The sequence below is a fragment of the Pseudomonas agarici genome, from assembly GCF_001543125.1.
GTDB classification, from domain to species: domain Bacteria; phylum Pseudomonadota; class Gammaproteobacteria; order Pseudomonadales; family Pseudomonadaceae; genus Aquipseudomonas; species Aquipseudomonas agarici.
Genome location: NZ_CP014135.1, coordinates 1,423,732 through 1,446,753 on the forward strand (window position 1 = coordinate 1,423,732; position 23,022 = coordinate 1,446,753).

The 23,022-nt window shown below is 57.5% G+C and carries 20 protein-coding genes and 1 pseudogene; 13 read left to right on the forward strand and 8 right to left on the reverse strand.

Annotation, left to right across the window (positions count from 1 at the left end; genetic code table 11):
• Window positions 1-9: 9 nt before the first annotated feature.
• From ispH to idi, 4 genes are read right to left on the reverse strand one after another with little or no spacing between them, the layout of a single operon-like run.
• Window positions 10-942, reverse strand: a complete 933-nt coding sequence (gene ispH / locus AWM79_RS06190; RefSeq protein WP_017133846.1) for a 4-hydroxy-3-methylbut-2-enyl diphosphate reductase — start codon at window positions 940-942, stop codon at window positions 10-12.
• A complete protein-coding gene (gene dxs, locus AWM79_RS06195) occupies window positions 939-2,858 on the reverse strand; it encodes a 1-deoxy-D-xylulose-5-phosphate synthase (protein ID WP_060782421.1) in 1,920 nt (639 codons plus the stop codon). Before dxs ends, ispH begins: the two co-directional genes overlap by 4 nt.
• A gap of 20 nt (window positions 2,859-2,878) precedes the next feature.
• Complete coding sequence (locus tag AWM79_RS06200) at window positions 2,879-3,814, reverse strand: polyprenyl synthetase family protein (RefSeq protein ID WP_017133844.1); 936 nt, start codon at window positions 3,812-3,814, stop codon at window positions 2,879-2,881.
• 11 nt (window positions 3,815-3,825) lie between these two features.
• Window positions 3,826-4,392 carry an isopentenyl-diphosphate Delta-isomerase gene (gene idi / locus AWM79_RS06205; protein WP_017133843.1) on the reverse strand — a complete coding sequence of 189 codons (567 nt, stop codon included), beginning with the start codon at window positions 4,390-4,392 and terminating at the stop codon, window positions 3,826-3,828.
• A 388-nt stretch (window positions 4,393-4,780) separates the two neighbouring features.
• Between idi and shc the strand changes: the two genes are divergently transcribed.
• The 11 genes and pseudogenes from shc to AWM79_RS26040 form a co-directional block, all read left to right on the forward strand.
• On the forward strand, window positions 4,781-6,748 hold the full coding sequence (gene shc / locus AWM79_RS06210; protein ID WP_060782422.1) for a squalene--hopene cyclase: 1,968 nt from the start codon (window positions 4,781-4,783) through the stop codon (window positions 6,746-6,748).
• Window positions 6,749-6,756: 8 nt separating this feature from the next.
• Window positions 6,757-7,803 carry a squalene/phytoene synthase family protein gene (locus AWM79_RS06215; RefSeq protein ID WP_074861969.1) on the forward strand — a complete coding sequence of 349 codons (1,047 nt, stop codon included), beginning with the start codon at window positions 6,757-6,759 and terminating at the stop codon, window positions 7,801-7,803.
• Between the two features lie 64 nt (window positions 7,804-7,867).
• Entirely contained in the window at window positions 7,868-9,070 is a 1,203-nt protein-coding gene (locus tag AWM79_RS06220; protein ID WP_060782424.1) for a DUF3142 domain-containing protein, read from the forward strand.
• Window positions 9,057-11,204 (forward strand): hypothetical protein, encoded by a 2,148-nt coding sequence (locus tag AWM79_RS06225; protein WP_060782425.1) that lies wholly within the window; start codon window positions 9,057-9,059, stop codon window positions 11,202-11,204. Before AWM79_RS06220 ends, AWM79_RS06225 begins: the two co-directional genes overlap by 14 nt.
• Window positions 11,205-11,278: 74 nt before the next feature.
• Window positions 11,279-11,509, forward strand: coding sequence for a DUF465 domain-containing protein (locus tag AWM79_RS06230; protein ID WP_017133838.1), 231 nt, complete (start codon window positions 11,279-11,281; stop codon window positions 11,507-11,509).
• A gap of 158 nt (window positions 11,510-11,667) precedes the next feature.
• Window positions 11,668-12,579 carry a site-specific integrase gene (locus tag AWM79_RS06235; protein ID WP_026013390.1) on the forward strand — a complete coding sequence of 304 codons (912 nt, stop codon included), beginning with the start codon at window positions 11,668-11,670 and terminating at the stop codon, window positions 12,577-12,579.
• Between the two features lie 70 nt (window positions 12,580-12,649).
• Window positions 12,650-13,372, forward strand: coding sequence for an alpha/beta hydrolase (locus tag AWM79_RS06240; protein WP_017133836.1), 723 nt, complete (start codon window positions 12,650-12,652; stop codon window positions 13,370-13,372).
• A gap of 219 nt (window positions 13,373-13,591) precedes the next feature.
• The gene (locus tag AWM79_RS06245) at window positions 13,592-13,933 is read left to right on the forward strand and encodes a hypothetical protein (protein WP_017133835.1); all 342 of its coding nucleotides are present in this window, start codon (window positions 13,592-13,594) and stop codon (window positions 13,931-13,933) included.
• A 356-nt stretch (window positions 13,934-14,289) separates the two neighbouring features.
• A complete protein-coding gene (locus AWM79_RS06250) occupies window positions 14,290-14,766 on the forward strand; it encodes a type III secretion system chaperone family protein (RefSeq protein WP_143063248.1) in 477 nt (158 codons plus the stop codon).
• 36 nt (window positions 14,767-14,802) lie between these two features.
• Window positions 14,803-15,774, forward strand: coding sequence for a hypothetical protein (locus AWM79_RS06255; RefSeq protein WP_156430085.1), 972 nt, complete (start codon window positions 14,803-14,805; stop codon window positions 15,772-15,774).
• 209 nt (window positions 15,775-15,983) lie between these two features.
• Window positions 15,984-16,631: pseudogene (locus AWM79_RS26040) on the forward strand (hypothetical protein); the annotation flags it as partial.
• On the opposite strand, the gene AWM79_RS25545 reads toward AWM79_RS26040, so the two are convergent.
• Window positions 16,577-16,930 (reverse strand): hypothetical protein, encoded by a 354-nt coding sequence (locus AWM79_RS25545; protein WP_244159621.1) that lies wholly within the window; start codon window positions 16,928-16,930, stop codon window positions 16,577-16,579. The pseudogene AWM79_RS26040 and the gene AWM79_RS25545 overlap by 55 nt on opposite strands.
• A 28-nt stretch (window positions 16,931-16,958) precedes the next feature.
• Here AWM79_RS25545 and AWM79_RS06265 point away from each other — a divergent pair, with 28 nt between their 5' ends.
• The gene (locus tag AWM79_RS06265) at window positions 16,959-19,316 is read left to right on the forward strand and encodes a YadA family autotransporter adhesin (RefSeq protein ID WP_017133831.1); all 2,358 of its coding nucleotides are present in this window, start codon (window positions 16,959-16,961) and stop codon (window positions 19,314-19,316) included.
• A gap of 101 nt (window positions 19,317-19,417) precedes the next feature.
• Window positions 19,418-20,266, forward strand: coding sequence for a hypothetical protein (locus tag AWM79_RS06270; protein ID WP_017133830.1), 849 nt, complete (start codon window positions 19,418-19,420; stop codon window positions 20,264-20,266).
• Between the two features lie 366 nt (window positions 20,267-20,632).
• Here the strand turns inward: AWM79_RS06270 and xopG are convergent, their stop codons facing one another.
• The 3 genes from xopG to wrbA form a co-directional block, all read right to left on the reverse strand.
• On the reverse strand, window positions 20,633-21,304 hold the full coding sequence (gene xopG, locus AWM79_RS24165) for a XopG/HopH/AvrPtoH family type III secretion system effector (RefSeq protein ID WP_082712582.1): 672 nt from the start codon (window positions 21,302-21,304) through the stop codon (window positions 20,633-20,635).
• A 17-nt stretch (window positions 21,305-21,321) separates the two neighbouring features.
• Window positions 21,322-21,789, reverse strand: coding sequence for a type III secretion system chaperone family protein (locus AWM79_RS24885; RefSeq protein ID WP_156430086.1), 468 nt, complete (start codon window positions 21,787-21,789; stop codon window positions 21,322-21,324).
• A gap of 377 nt (window positions 21,790-22,166) precedes the next feature.
• The gene (gene wrbA, locus AWM79_RS06275) at window positions 22,167-22,769 is read right to left on the reverse strand and encodes an NAD(P)H:quinone oxidoreductase (protein ID WP_060782426.1); all 603 of its coding nucleotides are present in this window, start codon (window positions 22,767-22,769) and stop codon (window positions 22,167-22,169) included.
• Window positions 22,770-23,022 lie beyond the last annotated feature (253 nt).

Below are 23,022 nucleotides of genomic sequence, written 5' to 3' on the forward strand. Positions count from 1 at the left end.
CTGGGCAGCTTAGCGACTACGGACGATCAGTCCTGCCGGTAGACTGAACTGGACTCGCTCTTCGCGACCCGGCAGTGTTTTGATCGTCAGAGGAGCCAGCTTTTCAAGGGCGGCGATCACGTTGTCGACCGAGGCTTCGGGGGTGGAAGCTCCTGCGGTGATACCCACGGTCTCGATATCCTGAAACCATTGCCGATCCAGTTCGGCGCCATCGGCCACCCGATAAGCAGGCACGCCGGTTTCGGCGGCGATTGCGCGTAAAGTCAGCGAATTGGCACTGTTTGCGGCGCCCACCACCAACACCAGGTCGACACATTGGCTGAGGACTCGCAACGCAGTCTGGCGATTCTGCACGGCGTAGCAGATGTCCCGGGTATCCGGTCCGACGATCTGCGGGTAGCGCAGCCGCAGGGCCTGGACCACGGCCTTGGTGTCATCGACGCTGAGAGTGGTCTGGGTGATATAGGCTATCGGCGTATCGGGCGCAAAGGGCAGTGTTTGCACCTGTTCCACGTTGCGCACGACCATCACCGGAGCTGGAATTTGCCCGAGTATGCCGATCACCTCGGGATGCCCCGCCTCGCCGATCAGGATCACCTGGTGGCCCTTGGCGGCGTACTGGCGGCCCTGGTTGTGCACCTTGCTGACTAACGGGCAGGTGGCGTCCAGCACCCGCAACTGGCGTTGGCGCGCGGCGTCCTCGACGACTCTGGCCACGCCATGAGCGCTGAATACGGTGACGGCATCCACCGGAACTTCATCGAGCTCCTCGACGAAGATCGCGCCCTTGGCCTTGAGGCTGTCGACCACATGACGGTTATGGACGATTTCGTGGCGGACATACACCGGGGCACCGTACTGTTCCAGAGCCAGTTCGACGATATCGATCGCCCGCACCACACCGGCGCAGAAGCCCCGAGGTTGGGCCAGGATGACGTTCATGAGCAACCTCCCATGGTCAGTTGCCGCCGGGATTCGCCGCGTGCCATGGCCACTTGCCCGGAGAAAATCTGGATTGCGGCGGCGATGCCTTCGGCGTCCAGGCCGCAGGCGCTCAGCAGTTGCTCCGGTGTGCCATGCTCGATGAATTGATCGTCCAACCCCAGTTGTAGAACCGGGTTGGAAAACATTGAAACGGCCAGATGTTCGAGGCATGCGGCACCGGCGCCGCCCTTCACACAGCCTTCTTCAACCGTCACCAGCAGGTCGTGACTACAGGCCAGGGCTTCGATCAGCTCGACATCCAGGGGTTTGACGTAACGCATGTTGGCGACTGTCGCGTCCAGGGTCTCGGCGGCCTTGAGGCTGGGCAGCAGCATGGAGCCGAAGGCGAGGATAGCAATGCGCAAGCCCCAGGGGCGGCTCGATTGCCGACGGATTTCACCGCGGCCCAGGGGCAGGGCATTCAGCTCGTCTTGCGTGGTGACGCCACTACCGGCGCCGCGTGGATAACGCACCGCCACGGGGCCATTCTGCAGCAGAGCGGTGTGCAGCATCTGTCGGCATTCGTTTTCGTCCGTCGGGGCCATAATCATCAGGTTGGGCACACAGCGTAGATAGGCGATATCGAACGCTCCGGTGTGGGTGGCGCCGTCCGCACCGACAATCCCGGCGCGGTCGATGGCGAGCACCACTGGCAGGTTCTGAATGGCGATATCGTGAATCAACTGGTCATAGGCGCGCTGGAGGAAGGTCGAGTAAATGGCAACCACGGGCTTCAAGCCTTCGCTGGCAAGACCCGCGGCAAAGGTCAAGGCATGCTGCTCAGCAATTCCGACATCGAAGTAGCGGTCGGGAAAACGCCGCTCGAACTCCGTCAGACCCGAACCTTCGCGCATGGCCGGGGTGATTGCCATGACGCGCGGATCGAGTTCTGCTTCATCGCACAACCAGTTGCCGAAGACCTGGGTGTAGCTCGGCCGGCCAGGTATTGTAGGTTGAATGCCCTGTTCCGGATTGAACTTCCCAGGCCCGTGGTATAGCACCGGATCGCTGGCCGCCGGGCTGTAGCCATGGCCCTTTTCGGTGACGATATGCAACAACTGCGGGCCGCGCAGGTTTTTCAGCGCCTGCAACACCGGAATCAGCTCATTGAGATCATGACCGTCGACGGGGCCTATGTAGTTGAAACCCAGCGCCTGAAACAGGGTCGCCGACAGTTTCAGCCCGGTGAGCTGTGTTTCGAATGGGTGCCCAGTCCCTTCATTTTTTGCGGCTTGTTCTCGCAGAATGCGTTTGATCGCCGCCTTGGCCGGAGGTGTGCAGCGATGGGCCGTCAATTTCCCCAAGTAATGGCGTAGCGCGCCGACGGCCGGGGAGATCGACATGTCGTTGTCATTGAGGATCACCAGGAATGGCAGGTCCTGATGCAGGCCGGCGTTGTTCATTGCCTCGTAGGCCATGCCACCGCTCAGGGCGCCGTCACCGATGACGGCGATGGCGTGCCGCTGCTCACCTTTGTTCCTAGCTCCCAGAGCCATACCCAGCGCTGCGGAAATCGAGGTGCTGGAGTGGGCCGTGCCGAAGGTGTCGTACTCGGACTCCTGGCGTCGGGGGAAACCGGATATCCCGCCTAACTGGCGGATACCGGCCATCGCCTCGCGGCGTCCGGTCAGGATCTTATGCGGGTAGGATTGATGGCCAACGTCCCAGACGATCCGATCATAGGGGGTATCGAACACATAGTGCAGCGCAATGGCTAGCTCTACGGTTCCCAGATTCGCCGACAAGTGCCCACCGGTTCGTGACACGCTGTGCAGGATAAAAGCCCGCAGTTCGTCGGCGACGGTCGAGAGTGCCCTGGGATGCAACGCTCGAAGGTCGAGAGGGCTGTCAATGGTATTCAGTAGTTGGAACATCTCGGACTCCTCCATGTGTCTCAACGCAGACGGTTGACGATCAAGTCAGCCAGGTCGTGCAGATAGATCGCCCGGAAATCGAAGTTCACCAAGGCAATATGGGCTTGTTCATTTAACTGCCGAACCAGGTTGCGTGAGGGTTCAAGGCCCAGAAGCGAGACGTAGGTTGGTTTGTGATCCCGGGCATCCTTGCCGGCTGTTTTCCCCAGTGCCGCCGAGTCCTGAGTGACGTCGAGAATGTCATCGACGACCTGGAAGGCCAGGCCGATGGCCGCCGCGTAACGATCTAGTTCATTGAGGCTGGGAACGCTCGCTTGGGCACAGAGTGCTCCCATGCGCACGGAGGCGCGGATCAGCGCGCCGGTCTTCATTTGGTGCATGTGCTCCAGGGCCGTACTGTCGAGCGCTACGCCCTGACTGCTCAGGTCGAGCATTTGTCCGCCACACATGCCTTGCGAGCCTATTGCGACCGCGAACTCTGCCATCAACAGCGCTTTACGAGCGGCGGGTAGCGGCACATAGTTCAGGGCGGTGAATGCCTGCGCCAGTAGGGCCGTACTGGTCAGAATGGCGGTGACTTCGTCGAACTGGATGTGCAGGGTCGGGCGCCCGTGGCGCAGGTGATCGTTGTCCATCGCCGGCAGATCGTCATACACCAGGGAACCGACGTGCGCCATTTCCAAAGCGGCGCCGACGATATCCAAGGCCTGGGCCGGTGCATCAAAGGCCGTGCCGCTGGCGTGACACAACAGGGGACGCAGACGTTTTCCCGGATTCAACACTGCATAACGCATGGCCTCATGCAAGCGTGACGGTGGAACTCCCGGCGACGGCAACTCATCTTCAAGCTGCTGTTCGATTCCATTGAGTATCAGTGGCCACCAGTCTTCAAAAGCGGGCAGGGCGTTCTCGGTCGGCAACGAGATCGCCAACGCATCGTGCGCGTTCTGTGTCATGAGGTGAACCTCTAGAGCGCCAGATGGCTGGTCGAAGGGGCCGCGATCGCCAGTTGGTGCCAGGCCCGCAAACTCGCGAGGGTGTAGGTCTCGAAGATTCTGCGGAACCAGACCGTATACCGTTCCGGCTCGGCGCTGATGCACCCTGGGATGTCGGACAGCAGCATCCACTTCCAGGCCAGGGCTTCATCGGGATTGACGACGGGTGGCATATCGCTGGTGCCGACGAACAAATGATCGAACTCATGCTCGATCAGATCGTTCGAGACCTGTTCCCGATAGAGCAGGGACGCCACTTTCATCAGTGGACAGGCCAACCCCATTTCTTCGAACAGTCGCCGTTGCGCGGCGGCATGAGTCTGTTCGCCCAGGCGTGGATGACCACAGCAGGTGTTGGTCCACAATCCTGGCGAATGATATTTGCCGAGGGCACGTTGTTGCAGCAGCAAACAGCCGTGCTTGTCGAAAATGAAGATCGAGAAAGCCCGATGTCGCAGGCCTTGTTGATGGATGAACAACTTATGCGCACTGCCGGTTTCGCAATCATCCTCATCGACCAAGATGAGGGTTTCTTCCATGACTCAGACTCCAGGCTAACGGTATCGCTGGACGGAACTGCGGACCAGAGTAGGTGAGAAGGCAACTCAGATGTTCCTGACCTGTGTTGATAGACATTAGATCAGCGTTGTCCCAGCGCAAGGGGAGACGGACATTCGGTTTGTCCGTTCATCGAAAGAGCAGGTCGGCCGGCTGGCGATGCACTCATTTGACAAAACCCGATTGAGCTTCAACACTTGCGAGCGTTGGGGTGTGATGCTCTTTTTCGCCATTACGCCCGTCATGACCTGGCGCTTGTTCGGTACCTCTGGTTGTATTTCCGGCTTTTCCCAAGGAAACGGTTGTCGCGAGATTGGACGAGTCTTTTCGGCTTGATGGCTCGCGGTCCCGCGAGCGGGTAGACAGTCAATGCACAACCAGCCCTTTCCTCGCGACAACCTTTCAATCGCTGTCGGGCAATCGTCCGGGGCAACATCGAACGCTGACCTGACGGAGGCTGTCGATCGAGCCACTGATGCACTGCTGGCACGCCAGCTCCCTGAGGGCCATTGGCATTATCCGTTGGAGTCCGACGTGGCAACCACGGCCCACTATCTTCTGGCCGCACGCTACCTTGGCGAAGCCATAGAGTGTGAGGTCGAGGTAAAAATCGCCGGTTATCTGCGCGCTCGCCAACTGCCCGAGGGCGGCTGGCCGCTTGATGCCGATGGCCCGATCAATGTCAGTAGCAGTGTGCTGGCTTATTTTGCCTTGAAACTGCTGGGAGACGCTCCGGACGCGCCGCATATGCGCCGGGCCTGTACGGCGATTCGCGCCCATGGCGGCGCCGAAAGCTCGAATGTCTTTGCTCGCTTTATGCTCGCGCTGTTTGGCCTGGTGCCTTGGCGGGCACTGCCGACCATGCCCGTCATCCTCTTGCTGGCACCGCGCTGGTTTCCGTTTCACCTAGCAAAAATGGCCTCCTGGGCACGGCTTGTTCTGGTTCCGCTATTGGTGATCAGCAATCAGCGCCCTCTTGCAAAAAACCTCCAGAATACCGGCCTGGAAGAACTGTTTATCCATTTGCCGTCACGTCTGGGATTGCCGCCGCGAGCGCCCCACCAACAACCGGCGCGGTTTGCCTGTTTGTGGGCAGTGGACAGGTTACTGGGCCTGTTCGATAAGGCATGGCCCAAACGACTGAAACAAAGGGCCATCGATACGGCGCTGACCTTTGTCGGTGAGCGCTTGAACGGCGAAAGTGGCCTGGGCGGACTGCATGTCGCAACGATGCTGGCGAGCCTGATGTACGAGACGGTGGGTTTTCCCTTCGAACACCCTATGCGAGTCATGGCCCGGCAGGCGAGCAACAAGCTGCTGGTGATCGAGGAGGAACAGGCCTATTGCCAACCCAGCGAGTCGCCTTTGTGGGATACCGCGTGGGCGCTACACGCGTTGCTGGAGACACAGACCCTTCGTGGTTGCAGTGCCGCATTGCAAGGCGCGCAGTGGCTGCGCACGCTACAGATTCTCGAAGTGCACGGCGATTGGGCGCAGCAAGCGCCTGATTTGCCTCCTGGCGGCTGGGCGTTTCAGTACCGTAACGAGCGTTATCCCGACGTCGACGATAGCGCCGTGGTGGCGGCAGCCCTCCATCGCGCCAGCCGGTTGAATGCCGACAAGGCAGGCTTGGAAGCGACCCGACGGGCTTGTCGCTGGGTGGCCGGCTTGCAAAGTCGCAATGGTGGCTGGGGCGCATACGATAGAGACAATACCGCCGAGTACCTGAACGATCTGCCGTTTGCCGATCACGCCGCCATGACCGACGCGCCGACAGCGGATGTGACGAGTCGCTGCTTGTCATTGCTGGCGCCTTTTCAGCAAGATGCGGAAGAGGCCAGGGTGGTGCGCGATGCAGTCGATTGTCTATGGGCGATGCAAGAATCCGATGGTAGCTGGTTGGGCCACTGGGGCGTCACTTATATCTACGGTACCTGGTCGGCGTTGTGTGCGCTCGACACCGCCGGTGTCGACCATCAGGACCCGCGTATGCAACGCGCCGCTCGGTGGTTAGTGTCGATTCAGAATCAGGACGGAGGCTGGGGCGAGAGCGCCGGCGCCCATGAGGTGAGCGACGTTGGGCACTATCGCGCGGCGAGCACGGCTTCACAAACGGCTTGGGCCATGCTCGGACTGATGGCGGCCGGAGCCGTCGGGCACCCGGCGGTGTCGCGCGGGGCCGATTACCTGATCGCGACACAGCGCGATCAGGGCGGTTGGGCCGAGTCAGGCTTTACTGGGGCCGCAGTGCAGAAGGTGATGTACTTGCGTTATCACGGCTACAGCGAATATTTTCCGCTGTGGGCGCTGGCGCGTTATCGTAATCTTATCCCGTGAGCCTGACCATGACGCTGACTAGCGCTACTGAAATATCGACACCGCAAAGCGCCCTTGCTTATCAAGAGGCGATTTTCCCCCGCGTGTCCCGATCCTTCGCCCTCAGCATTCCGGCGTTGCCCCCCCCATTACGCAAGGCCATGACCAACGCCTATTTGCTCTGTCGTATCGCCGATACCATTGAAGACGAACCGGCGCTGCCTGTTGTCGATAAATTGCACTATGGCGCCGAATACCTGAAAACGATGGCCGGTGATATTGATGCCCGGCAGTTCTGCGATGAGCTGTCTCTACGGCTTTCCGAGGCCAGTTCGCCAGCGGAAAGAGATTTGCTACGCCAATTTCCGTTGATTTTGGAAGTATTCCATACCCTGAGCACGGTTCAACGGGAGGCTATCTTGAGATGCCTGACTACCATGTGTTCGGGCATGGCCGAGTTCTATCGGCTTACCGGTCCTGTCGGGCTGGCGACCTTGGGTGAATTGGAGCGCTATTGCTACTACGTCGCTGGCGTGGTCGGGGTCATGTTCACCGAGCTGCTGGTGGATTTCGATCAGGAACACGCGGTTCACCGGGAGCGGATGTTGTCACTGGCGTTGTCTTTTGGCGAAGGCTTGCAATTGGCCAATATTCTCAAGGATCAATGGGAAGACCGTCAGGTCGGAATATGCCGGTTGCCACGGGACCTGTTCGAGAGGCACGGCGTAAGCCTGTTGTCATTGCACCCGAATACGCAGCCGGGTTATGGGCCGGCGATGATCGAACTGATCGGCTTCGCCCATGCCCATCTACGTCGCGCCATGGACTATGCGTTGTTGATCGCGCCACGACATTCCAGCCTGAGGTTTTTCTGCCTGCATGCCATTGGCCTGGCGATACTGACGCTGCGCAACTTGCATCGACGTCCAGATTTCCAGGCCGGATCACAAGTGAAGGTGTCACGCACATTAGCGACGGCAACCTTTATCACCTTGCAGTCGATGAGCGCTGATGATGCCGGGTTACGCCAGCTGTTCGAACGGGCGGCACGGCGGCTGCCGCTGGCCCATCTCTGAGCGTGGTTTCTTCAGGTACTATGGCGGCCGACAAATAGCTTCGTTGCGTTCGATAAAGGCTCGTATGTCCGTCACTTTTCTTGCTCGCGGGCTAATTCCGGTGGGTTTGCTCCTGCTGCTTGGTGGCTGTCAGCCGGAGCCGCCCACACCTTTCGACCAGCAACTTTATGTCTGGCAACGCCAGTGGCGGCCAGCCCACGAGCAGGCCCTGGCCCAGAGCCGGGCAGACTTTTCCACCCTGCGGGTGCTGGCGTTGCAGGTCCAACCCAAGGCCGGGTGGAGCAGGGCACTGGTCAATCTGGCGCAGCTCAAAGCCGATGGCCGTCCGGTCATCGCGGTGGTGCGCCTTGACGGCCAATTGCCGGCCCTCGATCCAGACAGGGCGCGCGCGCAGATTTCACAACTGCTGGCGGACTGGCGGGCGGCGGGCGTGGTACCGACAGGACTGGAAATCGACCATGACAGCGCCAGTGCACGCCTATCGGGCTATACTGACTTTCTGTGGAAATTGCGCCAGCACTTACCGTCTTCGTTGAAACTGAGCATTACCGCCTTGCCTGCTTGGCTCGACAGCCCCCAACTACCTGCCTTGTTGCAGGCGGTCGACAGCAGTGTGTTGCAGGTTCATGCGGTCAGTCATCCGAGGCTCGGTTTGTTTAATCCGGGGCTGGCCAGGGAATGGGCCGAGCGCTGGGGGCAGATCAGCGATAAACCTTTCTACCTGGCACTGCCGGCTTATGGCGTGGCCTTGCTGCCCGGCGCCGAAGGCGCACCTGTGGTGGAAAGCGAAACGCCGCTGAGCCGTGGCGGTGAGCGCCGCGAACTGTTGGCCGATCCGCAGCAACTGGTGACCCTGGCCAAACAGCTGCGAACCCAACCACCCGCCCACCTGGCCGGGCTGATCTGGTTTCGTCTGCCGTTGCCCGGCGACCGTCGTGCCTGGAGCCTATCCACCTTACAGGCGGTGGCTCGCGGCGATGCCCTGGCGAGTCAGTGGCGGGTTGAACTGTTGGCCCAGGACGGCCTCTATGACATACGACTGGAGAACGTCGGCAATCTCGATCGAGCGCTACCCGAGCGCATTGAACTCACGGCTGAGCAATGTGATGGCGTCGACGGACTCAATGGCTACACCTTGCAGCAAACGCCACGACATCTGATCTTTACCCGCCGATCCAGTGCGCGCATTGCCGCTGGGGGCCAGCGCGTGCTCGGCTGGGCACGCTGTATCCGAATCGATCAAGGAGCTTGGAATGTCTACCCGTAACTGGCCCCGGCACTTGCTGTGCTTGTCCCTCGGACTGCCGCTCGGATCGGCTCTGGCCTGCGGTCCGGACTTCCCGTTACGTTTGCTCGACGATCGCGCACAATCCCTGGCCGAGCTGCCGGAAACCAACTTCGCCTTTGAGGTGAGCCGTCTCGGCCAGGCTATGGCCGGTCTCAAGACTGCCACCGACGCCACGCTGCAACCCTCCTGGGACAGTGACGACAGCACTCGGCCCTACCGTGAGCAGCGCGACAAGGTCGAGGCTACTGAACTGCCGGAAAACCTACGGGCTAAGGTGGCGCAGCTGCGGGCGTTGCAGGACCCGCAACAGGTGGAGGCTCTAGGGCGGGAGCTGCCTGACGAATTACGCCTGTATATCGCCGGGGCGGTGGCCTTCGACATTGGCAATCAAGCCCTGGCAGCGCAGTATTTTCGCAAAGTTCTCGCGTTACCGGCTGATCAGCGCGGACTGCGCAGCACCTGGGCAGCCTATTCCCTGGGACGCGCCTTGGTGGCCTTGAGCATCGAGGCCAGTGTCGATCCGCAAGTGACCTCGGCGGCGCTGCGGGCCCAGGCGCGATTGGCCTTCCAGCAGGCGCGGCAACTGAGTGCCGAGGACTTCAGCGACCCGTTGGAGCTGGGAATTGCCAGCCTCGGGGAAGAAGCCCGGCTGGCCAAACTCAACGGCGACTGGGAAAGCGCGGTCCAATTGTACGCCAGTCAGAGCCGCTTGGGCGCGGGTACAGGCTATAGCTCGCTCAAGCAGGTGGCCCGAGAACTGGTGGCGCTGGCGGACGAGCAGTTGCTGGAGCAATTGAAGTACCCAACGGTGCAGAAGCTGTTCACCGCCTACCTATTGAGTCGTGTCGGCTGGTTCTTCGACGAGCAGCCGGCGCAGGAGCAACGCCTGACCCGGTTGCTGCTAGCGAGTGTCACCGCCAGTTTCGACAACGCCGATCGCCTGGCGGCGCTGAGTTATCAGAAGGGTGACTTCGTCGCCGCCAGAGCCTATCTCGATCACGCCGGTGACGGCGGCCTGGCCTGGTGGGTGAGGGCCAAGCTGGCCTTGCGCGACGGCGACAAGCTCCAGGCAGCTGCCGCCTATGCCAAGGCAGCCGAGGCGTTTCCCAAGGACGAGGTGTGGGGGCCACGGCGTAACGCGGACGGGGCCTGGGAAAATGTCCAGCCCGGCTGCCGGGTCGAGGGTGAAAGCGCGATCCTGGCCCTGGATCGCGGCGACTACCTGCAAGCCTTCGACCAGCTCTATCGTAGCCAGGACATCTACTGGCCCGATGCGGCAACTGTGGCCGAGCGGGTCCTGACTCTTGATGAACTAAAGATCTATGTCGATACCCAGGTAGCTGCGCCGCCGCTGGCCAAGGCGCAAGATCGGGACAACTATGTCCTGCGCCCGATAGCCGCGCAATTGCGCGAACTATTGGGGCGACGCTTGCTGCGTGAAGGTCGCTACGATGAAGCACCGGCCTACTTCGAAAGCCCGGAACTGCAAGCTGCTGCCCACGCATACGGCAAGGCCCGCCAGGACGCCGCATCGCGCTGGACCGCTACTGGCCGGGCCGAGTCGCTGTTCGCGGCGGCGACCCTGGCGCGCAAGTCGGGGATGGAGATACTCGGTTACGAGATGTCGCCGGATTATCGCTGGCTGGGCGGCGGATATAGCCTGGGCAAACTGGAGGTGAAACCGGGACCATTCCTGGAAACAGCGGAGGTGCGGCGCCAACAGGGCAGCGAAGCCAGGCCCAACCAGCGTTATCATTATCGCTGGATCGCGGCGGACCTGGCGAACCACGCCGCCGATCAGTTGCCTCGCAGCAGCCAGGCCTTCGCCGCGGTGCTTTGCAACGCCGCTGGCTGGGTGGCGGGTAGCGACGAAGAAATCCGCTATTACCAGCGTTATGTCGAGCAGGGGCCGTATGTCAGTTGGGCGGCGAATTTCGGCCAGCAGTGCCAGGAGCCAAAGTTCGATGAGGCCAATAAACGCTACCTGACCCAACCATTGAATAGCGTGCGTTCGGCATTGCGACCTTACAAGGCGCTGCTCCCGGTGGCCGCCCTGGTATTGCTCGGTGGTGTAGCGTGGCGGTGGGTTCGTCGTCGTAAAGCCACACGGTGAAGCAATCGAGCTCAGGGCGTGCTATTGCTTAAGGGCAACGCCCTGAACAGCCATCAGCCACAAGAGGTGACGATATGCCGGTTAAGCACGATTTGTTCGCAGACCTGAACTTGACCCGGGAGCAGATCAAGGAGAGTAGGGCTCAGGACAACAAACTCAATCAGTTGCTCAACGACTATGAAGATATTGACAAACGTGTGTTGGCAGCCGAGTCGGCCCTGGCGGCAGATGATGAACTGAAAAGGCTCAAGGAGAAGCGCTTGCTGGTGAAGGACAAGATCGTGCAGCAGCTTAGCACTCAATAAACCTGACATTGATCGTTCCCTCGCTCGGGCGCGGGAACGTCGGTCTCCCTATAGTTCAACGGTACTGTATAATCACACAGTGGATTATACTGCGGGATTCATGTCCCGCCTGAGCGAAGGTTTTGTCTTCTCCATCTCTGATTGCGCCCGTCAACCCGCTGGCGGAAGTCCTTCCACCGGTCACACTCTACCTGGCGCGCCTGGCGCCTTCCAGCCGACAGACCATGCGTTATGTGCTGCAGGATGCGGCGGATCGCCTGGGTCTGGACGACACGCCAATCGACGAGATTCCCTGGCACCAGCTACAACCGGCGCATATCACCGCGCTGGTGGCGGCCTTGCGCGAAGACGGCTTTGCTCCCAATACCTCCTCGCTGTACGTCAACGCTATTCGTGGGGTGATGAACCAGGCCTGGCAGCAGGACCTGATCACCCCCGAGCAACTGATGAAGATCCGCGCGGTCAAGGCAACCGGCGGTTCGCGCCTGAGCCCGGGGCGCAACCTGCGGCGCACGCTGATCCGTGAACTGATGGACGTGTGTGCCGCCGATCCACGCCCTCAGGGTCTGCGCGATGCAGCGATCATTGCGATCCTCTATGGCAGCGGCATGCGCAAGTCCGAATCGGTGAACATCGAGCTGCGTCAAGTCGATATGGCCCAGCGTAGCCTGCGGGTCATGGGCAAGGGCAATCGCGAACTGATCAAGTTCGCCCCGGCCTGGGCCTTCGACAAGCTCGACATTTGGTTGAAGTTTCGTCGCGAGCAATTGCCCGAAGGAGTCGCCGACGATGACTTTCTGTTCAACCGCATTCGGCGCGGCCACCACATTACTCGCGAGCGTCTGACCAAACACGCGATCTACTACATTGCCAAGCAACGTGGGCGGCAAGTCGGCGTCGAGATCATGCCCCATGATTTCCGGCGTTCGTTTATCACCAGAGTGATCGAGGAATACGACGTGTCGATTGCCCAGAAACTGGCACACCACGCCAATATCGCTACCACGGCAGGCTACGACACGCGTGACGACAACGAGCGGCGCAATGTCACCGACCGCCTCCTGTTGTGAAGGTCCGACGGGGTGGGCGGTGTTAAGCTCCAGTCACCCCACAGACTGACCACTCCAAAAAGGAGCGAAGATGTTCAGACCCCTTGTCCTTGCCTTGCTGCTGACTTGCTCCCTGGCACAGGCGCAATCCAAGTTGCTCGCGGATATGCCGCTGAATTACCTCGAGCAGACCAGCCTCGAGACCCAAGACCAGCCGCTGGTGATTTTCCTTCATGGCTATGGCAGCAACGAACGGGACCTGTTCGGCATCAAGGACAACCTGCCGGCCAACTACACCGTTCTATCGGTACGCGGTCGCCTGGAGCTGGACTCGGGCAGTTACCAGTGGTTTCACAAGCGTACCGGTATAGCTCAGTACGACGGCAACAGCGATGACCTTAAGCTCAGTGCCCAGGCGCTGACCGATTTTATCCAGCGGGTCACCGAGAAGTACCATACCCAGCCGGATAAGGTGTTCCTCGTCGGTTTCAGTCAGGGGGCGATGATGACCTACGAGGTCGCGTTGCGACACCCAGAAGTGCTGCGCGGTATGGCGGCGTTGAGCGGGCGGCTGCTACCGGTGGTCAGGACACAGGTCAAGACACCGTCGAGCTACCAGTCCCTGAGTGTGTTTATCGCTCATGGCACCGCCGATCCGCAGGTTCCCTACACAGGGGCAAGCGATGCCCAGGCGTTCCTCAAGAGCCTGTCCATCGAGCCACGGTTCCATTCCTATCCCGGTGTCGGGCATACCATCAACGGTCCCGAAGTCACAGACCTGGCAAACTGGATCAGTACCTCGTTGAAACCCTGACAAGACTTTCGACTGCGCTTTGGCAAACAAGCGAGGCACATTGCCAGCGATTAAGCCGGGTCCGCCTGTTTCTTTGCTGGTTTCGATGCGCTGATGTTACAGGGGCTTGTATCGGTTCTGATGATAGTGACCATTAAACATTGCAAATTCTGTTTTCCTGGAAAACCCGGACAATCGCCGTCATCGAAATGACCCACTGTCTTTTTTCAGGAACCGCCCATGCGCTTTCTACTTCTCCCTGTTCTGGCCCTGGCCTCGTTGCTGCTTTCTGCGTGTGCCTCGGCACCCAACGATCCGACCCTGACCTTACAGACCAGCAAGACACCGGAGCAGTATAAGGAATGCGTTGTACCGAAGTTGCAGAAAAACGCCCTCAACCCGATGGTGTCGCAGACTCAGCGACACTACAAGATCGTCGTCGCCAGCAAATTCGCGGCAGACAATGTGCTTGAGGCCTATAAGGCTCCGAGCGGAGGGAAAGTGTTCGTCTACGAGCGCCAGCTGCTGGCGTCTACCTTCGAGCCCTCGAAGTTCAAACGCGCCGCGCAGGACTGCCTGTAACAGCAGCGGCGAGGTCGTGGGGCGCCGGCTCCATAATCGATGACACATTTGATGAGCCAAGGCCGAAGGCTTATCGAGGTTGAATTTGCGTCGAGTGCTCGGACGGATGGCCTGCGCCGCCCATACGCCGATACCCATCTATCGCGCCATCTCATTGTTTGTTCAGTCCCATAGCTATTTTCCAGCCCCAGCTTTCGTGCTCGAACTTGGGCTAACGAACTAATCGCCCCGGCCCGCCAGGACATAACTCAACTAAATAATTGTTACATTTAGTCATGTTTTATATTCATGCTATATGGGTTTACTCATGCAAAAAGGGAGGCGGGCACCTGCTGATTCGCCTATGCAGCTAATCGATGGAACCTCTTGAAGCCCATTGCCACTCACTCGTTTTAAGCCGCTACAAGCGCTTTGCCAAAGAGAAACGAGTGATGCAACCGACCTTTACTGATGTGTTGAAGCCGCTGTTCAAATACCTGGGAATGGCGCCTTCGGTGAGCGGGCATGAAGAGGCTTTTGAGCTGATGCTGCGCTCCCAGCGTTCGATTGAATTGCACAATTACCCACTCGGCACGCTGACGCTAAGCAGCAGTCTGCCGTTTGAAGTCGCGCCAAAAGATGCGGGGAAAGTACTGCTGGAATTACTCCAGGCCAATGTCATGAACCCGCTGTCTCCACCCGTTGTGATTGCTGCCAATAGCGTAGGTGATCAGATTGTGCTGTGGGCTCGTGTAGCGTGGGAAGGATTGACGCCCGATCAACTGATCAGCCTTTATGAACGTTTTGCTCACTACACCGAAACCGTGAACAAGCGGCTGGCTGTGTCTGCGTAAAAACCTGCTCATCCAATATCCTAGGTATTCATTATCATGAACAACAATGGTATTCCGTCTCACAGCGGCGGCTACGCTCATCACAATCAATACAACAGTCCAGCGCCGGTGGCGCCTGCGCAGCCCTCCACGGTACATGCCGCCATGCCCGAAACGAGCTTGCGGATGCAGGGCCGGTACAGTCATGCAGTGGTTGTAGTGAAACCGAGAACTTTAGAGAACTTGCATCTGGCAGATAAGGTGCAGAGACACACACAACGCCTATTGCCCCACGGCGCCGGCAACCAGTGGCTGTCGGTGCTTAGCTCTCAAGGTGAAAGTTATTCCCGTGGGCACCTGACTCGTGAACTTAAGCCAGAGTTTCGTAAACAAAATCCCCAGATAGACAGGACTTACAACAGCGCAAGAGCAGCAGCAACCCTGCAAGGCGGTAACTGCCAGGAGTTTGCTGACATCGCTTATACACTGCTTGCCGCGCGCGGCGCCAATACGCCAGTGTTCCATGTTTCGTACAGGAACGACCACATCCTGGTGATGCTCGGCGATCCGCGCGAAAGCAGTGAAAACGTGGCATTGGTCGACGCATGGCCGAGTATCCCCGTCGCGACGACGCTAAGCAATTCACTTATCAATCCCAACGATCTGGTCGTGAAGAAGCAGTTTAATAGCCGCTCGGGTAATCCCGATGCGCAGGCTGTGCTCAGTGGCATACGGCCGATGTCGAGCGTGGAGGTCAATCAACGCATGCAGGCCCAGGGGTTTCCGGCAATCGGTCCTGCGTTGGTCCAGGAGTTGGCTGAGTGTCTTAAGGAGGAAGGCCAGTTTTTTTACGATGTGCGCACACTATCTGCCGACCCGAGCATGAAATACACCGACGGTCACCAACATCCAGAATCCTTTGACAGGATGAGCAGCAATCAGTTGGCCGGAAAACTTGCGGTGGTTCGTGAGTACGAACAGAAGGTTCAGACTCACCCGGATCTGTATGGGCGGTTCAAGGGGATTTAGATATCTCTGAAAGCGGATGGGTAATGGGATTTATGCCGGTTGAAATGTGTCCGACTTAGGTAAGGAAGCGAGAAATGGATAGATTTTATCGTGTTGTCTGGTGTATTAGCCGTCATGGCTGGAAGATGGTAGCCTCGGAATTAGCATCTTCTGCTGGACAGTCATGCAATATTAAAAAGGTGGGGCTCTGGGTTGCAACGAGCACTACTATGGCGTTGAGCAGTGTCCAGCCTGTTTGGGCTAACACCATTACTCCAAACGGAAGCTGTGTCGGAGCAGTAGCACCTGCCGTGACGGTGGGTCGACTTACTACTGGCGTAAATACGGCCGGGCCTACCGATGGCAGTGGAACCTATTCGACAGTGGCAGGATGCAACGCTAACGGTAATGCGCTTAGCGCCGCCTCTGCATACGGTTCATTTGCCACGGTAAGCGGTGATGGCGGCTCGGCTTTTGGCTTCAATAGCAGTGTGGCGAAATGGGGTAGCGCCTTCGGCCTTGAGACCGTTGCAACGGGTATTGGCTCTACTGCCTTGGGCTTTGGTAGTAACGCGACAGCGCTGAACTCTGTTGCGATTGGCGGAGCAGGCGGTAATGGCACAACAGCCCTATCTGTCGCGAACTCCACAACAGCTTCAGGTACAGGCTCTATTGCAATCGGCAGCAATAATATAAAGGGAGCCCAGGCAACGGGTACCGACGCCATAGCGATCGGCGCTCAGAGCGGCGCCGGCGCCGCTTCTGCGACAGCGTTAGGTGTGCTGGCTAATGCCGCACAGAGTAATGCTGTCGCAATAGGTAGTCATACTTCGGCGTCGGGCGCCAGTAGCACAGCCATAGGCAATGGAGCGTCCGCGAGCCAACTGGGCACCATCGCAATAGGCAATGGTTCAACGGCTTCTGCTGCCAACGCCATCAGCATCGGTAGCGGGAATAACGTCAGCGGGGCAAACTCAGGAGCCATTGGCGACCCGACGACGATCACGGGTGCAGGCTCATACTCGCTGGGTAACAACAACATCATCAGTGCCAACAATGCATTTGCGCTAGGCAACAACATCAATGTTGCGGCAGGTCTGGACGGTGCTGTTGTGTTGGGCAATAACTCAACCGTTGCAGCTGCTAAAGCAACGCCCGATGCGACTATCAACGGCACCACCTACACCTTTGCAGGCGGCGCTCCTGTGGCAGGCGGCGTTCTGAGTGTTGGCAGCTCGGGCAACGAACGACAGATCAGCAACGTCGCGGCTGGCCAAGTCACAGGTACCAGCACCGATGCGGTCAATGGCAGCCAGTTGTTTGCCACCAACATCGCGGTAGAGGCTGTCGGCACCACGCTCAACAACATCGTCAACAACGGCGCGGGTATTAAGTATTTTCACGCCAATTCGAGCCTGGCAGACAGCGCCGCCAGCGGCCTTGACAGCGTCGCGGTAGGTCCGCAATCGTTAGCGGGCGGCGCCCAATCCCTGGCGGCTGGAGCTGGTGCGGCAGCAACAACCGATGGCAGCGTGGCACTGGGTAACCGGAGCAGCGTGCAAGTGGTGGGCGGTGTGGCACTGGGCCAAGATTCGGTGTCGGATCGGGCCATCGCCCCTGGCACTGGCCAGATTCCGGTGGGTAACGGCATCATTCGCTATGACACCTCCGACGCAACGCTTTTGGGTGCCGTGTCCGTCGGTAAAAGCGGTGAATACCGGCAAATCACCAACGTAGCAGACGCAACGGACGCTCATGATGCCGTGACCTTGCGCCAACTGAGCGGTGCTATTGGGTCCCTTAGTGCTACGGGTACCCGGTACTTTCACACCAACTCAGCCAATCCGCAAGATTCGCTGGCAGTAGGCCAGGAAGCTATAGCCGTAGGACCGGCGACTGTGGTCAATGGCGACAACGGCATTGGTATCGGCAACCAGGCCACCGTCGCTCAAGCCGCCCCTGGCGGCATTGCCATCGGTCGAAACACGCAGGTGCAGTTGGCCTCCGGCATCGCCATTGGTTCCGAAGCCCAGGCTCAGGGTGAACAGTCCCTGGCCCTCGGCGCGGGGGCGATGGCCAGCCACGCCATGAGCATTGCGCTGGGTTCCAGCTCGATCACCACCGTAGGCGCCCAGGACGCCTACGCCGCCTATGGCCTCACGGCTCCACAGACCTCGGTCGGAGAACTGGGGGTCGGTACCGCCCTCGGCAATCGCAAAGTTACCGGCGTAGCAGCGGGCTCTGCCGCCAACGATGCGGTCAACGTCGCGCAATTGACGGAAGTCGGTGACCAGGTGGCACAGAACACCACCAACATCACCAACCTTGGCGGACGCGTCACCACCATTGAAGGCAACATCAATAACATCACCAATGGCGGCGGCGTGAAATACTTCCACGCCAACTCCACCCAGGCCGATTCGGTGGCCAGCGGTGCCGATTCGATAGCCATTGGGCCTAATGCCCAATCATCAGGCGCCTCTTCGGTGGCCTCAGGCAACGCTTCCGTAGCTTCGGGTACAGGTTCAGTGGCGATGGGTAGCGGCGCCATTGCCAGCGCGGATGGTAGCGTGGCACTTGGCCAGAATGCCAGCGACAACGGACGCGGTGCACAGGCGCCCTATACCGGTAAATACTCTAATGCCAGCAACAACAACGTTGTGGGTACTGTTTCGGTGGGCAATGCCGCCACTGGTGAAACCCGCACGATCAGTAACGTCGCCGATGGTCAGGAGCCCACCGATGCAGTCAACGTGAGGCAACTCGATGGGGCAGTGGCGCAGTCCAAGCAGTACACGGATGACTCACTGCGCAATGTGAACAACTCCATCAGCAACATCGGCAGTGCCATCACCAATGTGGACAACAGGGTCACCCAGGTAGAGGACAATATATCCAAGGTCCAGAACGGTACCGATGGCATGTTCCAAGTGAACAATACCTCCGCTGCCGCCAAGCCGTCCGCAACCGGCGTCAATGCGGTAGCGGGCGGTGCCGGCTCGGTGGCATCCGGCAACAACAGCGCGGCAGTGGGCACCAATGCCAAGGCAACCGGTGAAAACTCGGTTGCCTTGGGTAACGGCGCTACTGCCAGTGGGAAAAACAGTACTGCGCTGGGAGCCAACTCGGTGGCCGATCGTGACAACAGTGTCTCAGTAGGCGCTACTGGTAATGAGCGGCAGATCACCAACGTGGCGGCTGCAACCCAAGGGACCGATGCGGTGAACTTAGACCAGCTCAACAAGAGCGTGTCCAACATCACCAACAACACCAATGCTTATACCGACCAGCGTTACTTCGAGCTCAAGCGCGATCTGAAAAAACAAGACGACATCTTGAGTGCGGGTATTGCCGGTGCGATGGCCATGGCGAGCTTGCCCCAGCCTTACTCGCCCGGTGCCAGCATGACATCAATCGCTGGGGCCAGCTATCGCGGGCAATCGGCGCTGTCGTTTGGCGTTTCGAGAATCTCCGACAATGGCCGTTGGGTCTCCAAACTGCAGGCCACGACCAACACGCGGAGGGATGCAGGGGTTGGTATCGGCGTGGGCTACCAGTGGTAGGTAGCCGGAGCGTTCGCATCATTGCAAACATTGTTTAAAGCTGACGGCCAGGCTGCCCCGTGCCAGCCTGGTTTTATACGTTCCCACACGAGACCCGTGTCATGTCATTACTGAAGATGCCCGGCTGGGTTTTGCCGCTGATCTTTCTGGTTGGTTGCGATGATTCGTCCCTCCATCGGGCTGAAAAAACCGCCTCACACAATGTGGCGTTGCCAGCACTGCCTATCATTCAGGGCGCAGTAATGGCCCTGGTACCGACCGTCGCAGGCCAGCGCAATGACCTGGTGATGCGCCAAGTCTGTGCACTGGCCCGTGGAGAAAGCTCGCAGGAACAGGTTAACCAGACACTGCATCAACAAGGTATCGAGCTCAACAACATCCCAGCACAAGGCCACCCGCTTTCATTGCTGGTGAATCCGGACCTACCTTCGAGAATGACCGCTTGTGCCGCCTATATAGCCACATCAGCCATGACCTTGCCGAAAACCAGCGAATTCATGGTCGAAGCGAAACCCGAAGCTGCCGGGATTACCAAACCCAAAACACTGGTTGTTGACCCAAAGAAACTCAATCTTTTTCTCAGTGTACAACTTGCTGTCGCCAGAGCTGACACAGACCTATTCGCACTCATTGCCAGTGAGCTGGAAAAGACTCCGGGACTTACACTTGATCAATACAACCTGCACGTAAAGAAACTATTTACTGCAATCGCCCCGGATTACTTGAGGCGCGTTAAGGAACTCTACGGCAGCGGTCAGGGTATCGAATTTATTTTGCTTGAATACTCCGATAGCAACTTCAAGTTCCGCAGTAACAACGGCTATCTTTTTGAGTATGGGTACGACGGGCTAAACCTGAGCTTCAATCGTACCTCTTGGTATGGGGGAGGTAAGCTGTTGGGCAAGACGTATTTTCTGGATGCCGCTTATTTTGAAACTGGCTTAATGTAATGAGTTGAGGTGGCGCTTGCGGCACGTCAGCACGAGGACGTGGCTACTCCTATTGATACACTGATAGGAGTAAGGGGAGGAGGGGGTGTTGGCAGAAAGTTTCCTCCAGTCGCACATCATTGGATACTAACATGGCTCGATTCGCCGTAGTTTTGGCTCAACACGTTGTCGATTTAGCAGCTAAATTTCAGATCAGTCTCCGGCGCCCAATCGAATTTCGCCGTAAAAATCCGAATATCTAATTTTAGCTCAACTAAATGACTATTTAGTTGAGCTAAACAAAAAAACAGAGTAGGAATAAATTTTCCTATGTTCCAGTCGACAAAGCGCCAGCAGATAGGAAAAGCTGTAGTCAGCACGACTACATCAACCAACACTCATGTTACTTAAATCATCTTCGATTACGGGGGAGGCCGCACGATAATACGCACGGAGTGGTAGATTATGCTCTTGGCGAACGCCATTTTCACTAAGCGACTCTCCCGAATACTTACCAATTCCAACAGCTCTGGCTTCCTCAGCGGCGGCGGGGGTACCTGGAGAATAACGATTTGTTTGACCTCCAGTAAACGTCCCCTTCATGATGCGATATCCGTGCACTATCTCATGCGCCAGAGAAACAAAAGCTAGCTCTTCATTTTCTACCAAACGAGGCCTGCCATCGTTAGCTATATCCGGATATTGAGCAGGGTTCCAGTCGATAATAGCTGAAGTCCCTTCACCTTTTAAAAAGCCTTTCTTATTCGCTAAAGCTACCGCCTTAGAATAGCTTCTGGGGTTTAAATCATCAACGGGGAGATTGTGAGCTTTAGCTTGTTTTGTAGTAAGTGCTGCCCGAACCGATGTATTAATCGTAGCATCGACTACATTAATTCGTAACGATCTACCATTTTTACTGAATCGCTTAATCTCATCAAGCAAGCAGGCTCCGTTGGGTTTGCTTGCTAGCCGTTGCAAGGCTGTTTCAGCTTTATTGATATGAGATTGGCTTATAGCTTCGATAGTAATATGAGGTGAGATTTGGCTTTGAATGCGCATTATATAAAGCCTTTGATTTAATTAAATTTACCTTCGCCTGCCATCTGGTTGAGCGAATGAATTCGCGGCATCGCTTTTGTATTTTTGTGGGAAATATGCGTAGAGCGTCTATATATTAAATCTGTGCAATAAGAAAACCTACCGAAAAAATTTGTAAAATTTCCTCCCAAAGAGAGTTGCAGCAGCTGTTTCCCCCAAACGACGATTTCGTTATCTTGGGCGAGCGCACTTACCACAATTGTAGGGTTATTATCTATATCTAGGTTTGCTTGTAAAAGTTCTAAAAGAAATTCTGCCGTATATTTTTCAGGAAGACCGATAGATGAGCTTAGCGCTATGTGTTCGTTAATTTGTTGGATATGGACGTCCACACCGCACCGCAAAGAAATTTTTACTTCCGTTTCGGATGCTATAAGCGGAGGTTCTCTTTTCAACGCTCGGAACAAATCGTGCACGGCTTGTTTATAATATTCATGATTAATCATGGATAATCTCTCAAATTTAGATGCGTGAGTGGTCGCTCCCGAAAATTAGTTCCATTTCCCTCAGTGTCGTTAGCGTTAGGGCTGCCCTCAGATCCGTGCATTTAAGTACGCATAATGTATATTATGTTAAATTAAGTGCTACGAGGGTAACTGCCTGCTGCTCACTTTCAGGGAGCTCGTCCAATCACTCCGACAGAAAGCATTCCTGTGGGAGTGTCGCCCTTGCCTGCTTGAATGGGTCGAATTAGCGGGATTAACGAGTGCAACGACTAACCATGAAATATTTAACGCTACCCAATAAAGGCGGTAGCGTTAGTGTGCAGCCAGAAGTTCGAAGGCGTCACCTTAATCGAACACGATCCGATGCCGCCTCGGAATTACGCGTTTGCCAGTTTGGCAGCGAATTTGGCAACGTACTCGCCCTGGTGACGAGCAATGTCCAGTTCACGAGCATCCGGTTGACGCGAGCCGTCACCACCAGCGATGGTCGAAGCACCATATGGGGTGCCGCCGCCAACCTGTGAAATATCGAACAATGCAGGTGTGCTGTAGCCCAGAGGAACGATGATCATGCCGTGGTGAGCCAAGGTGGTCCAAGTCGAGGCGATGGTCATTTCTTCGCCGCCACCGGTACCGGTCGAGGTGAACACACTGGCAACCTTGCCAACCAATGCGCCTTTTGCCCACAGTCCGCCGGTCTGATCCAGGAAGTTGCGCATCTGGCCCGACATATTTCCGAAGCGTGTTGGGGTACCGAAGATAATTGCATCGTAGTTACCCAGCTCGTCCGGGCTGGCAATCGCTGCCTGCTGGTCGATTTTGCCGTGGGCAGCTTTGAATGCTTCGGCATCCATGGTTTCCGGTACACGCTTGACGGTGACCTCTACGCCCGGCACCTTGCGGGCTCCCTCGGCGACCTGATGAGCCATGGTCTCAATATGACCGTACATGGAGTGATAAAGTACCAATAACTTTGCCATCTTTACTTCCTCTTTGTGTGGAGTTTGATTGTCACTGCCAACAACCTTGGCTAGTAAATCGCTGAGCCACCCCATGCTGGAACCTCTGTCGTTAAACGAAATTTGTTACCTGGTGTCGACGCAGATGCAGGAGCAACGTAGCTCGATCATGTCGGTTCTCCAGGTTGCCCAGAAGCCTTTAGCTATCATCCTTTCAAAAAAACAAAACTAAAAGCGTAAATTTTGCTGTAGATCAATCAGTTTTTTTGATAAT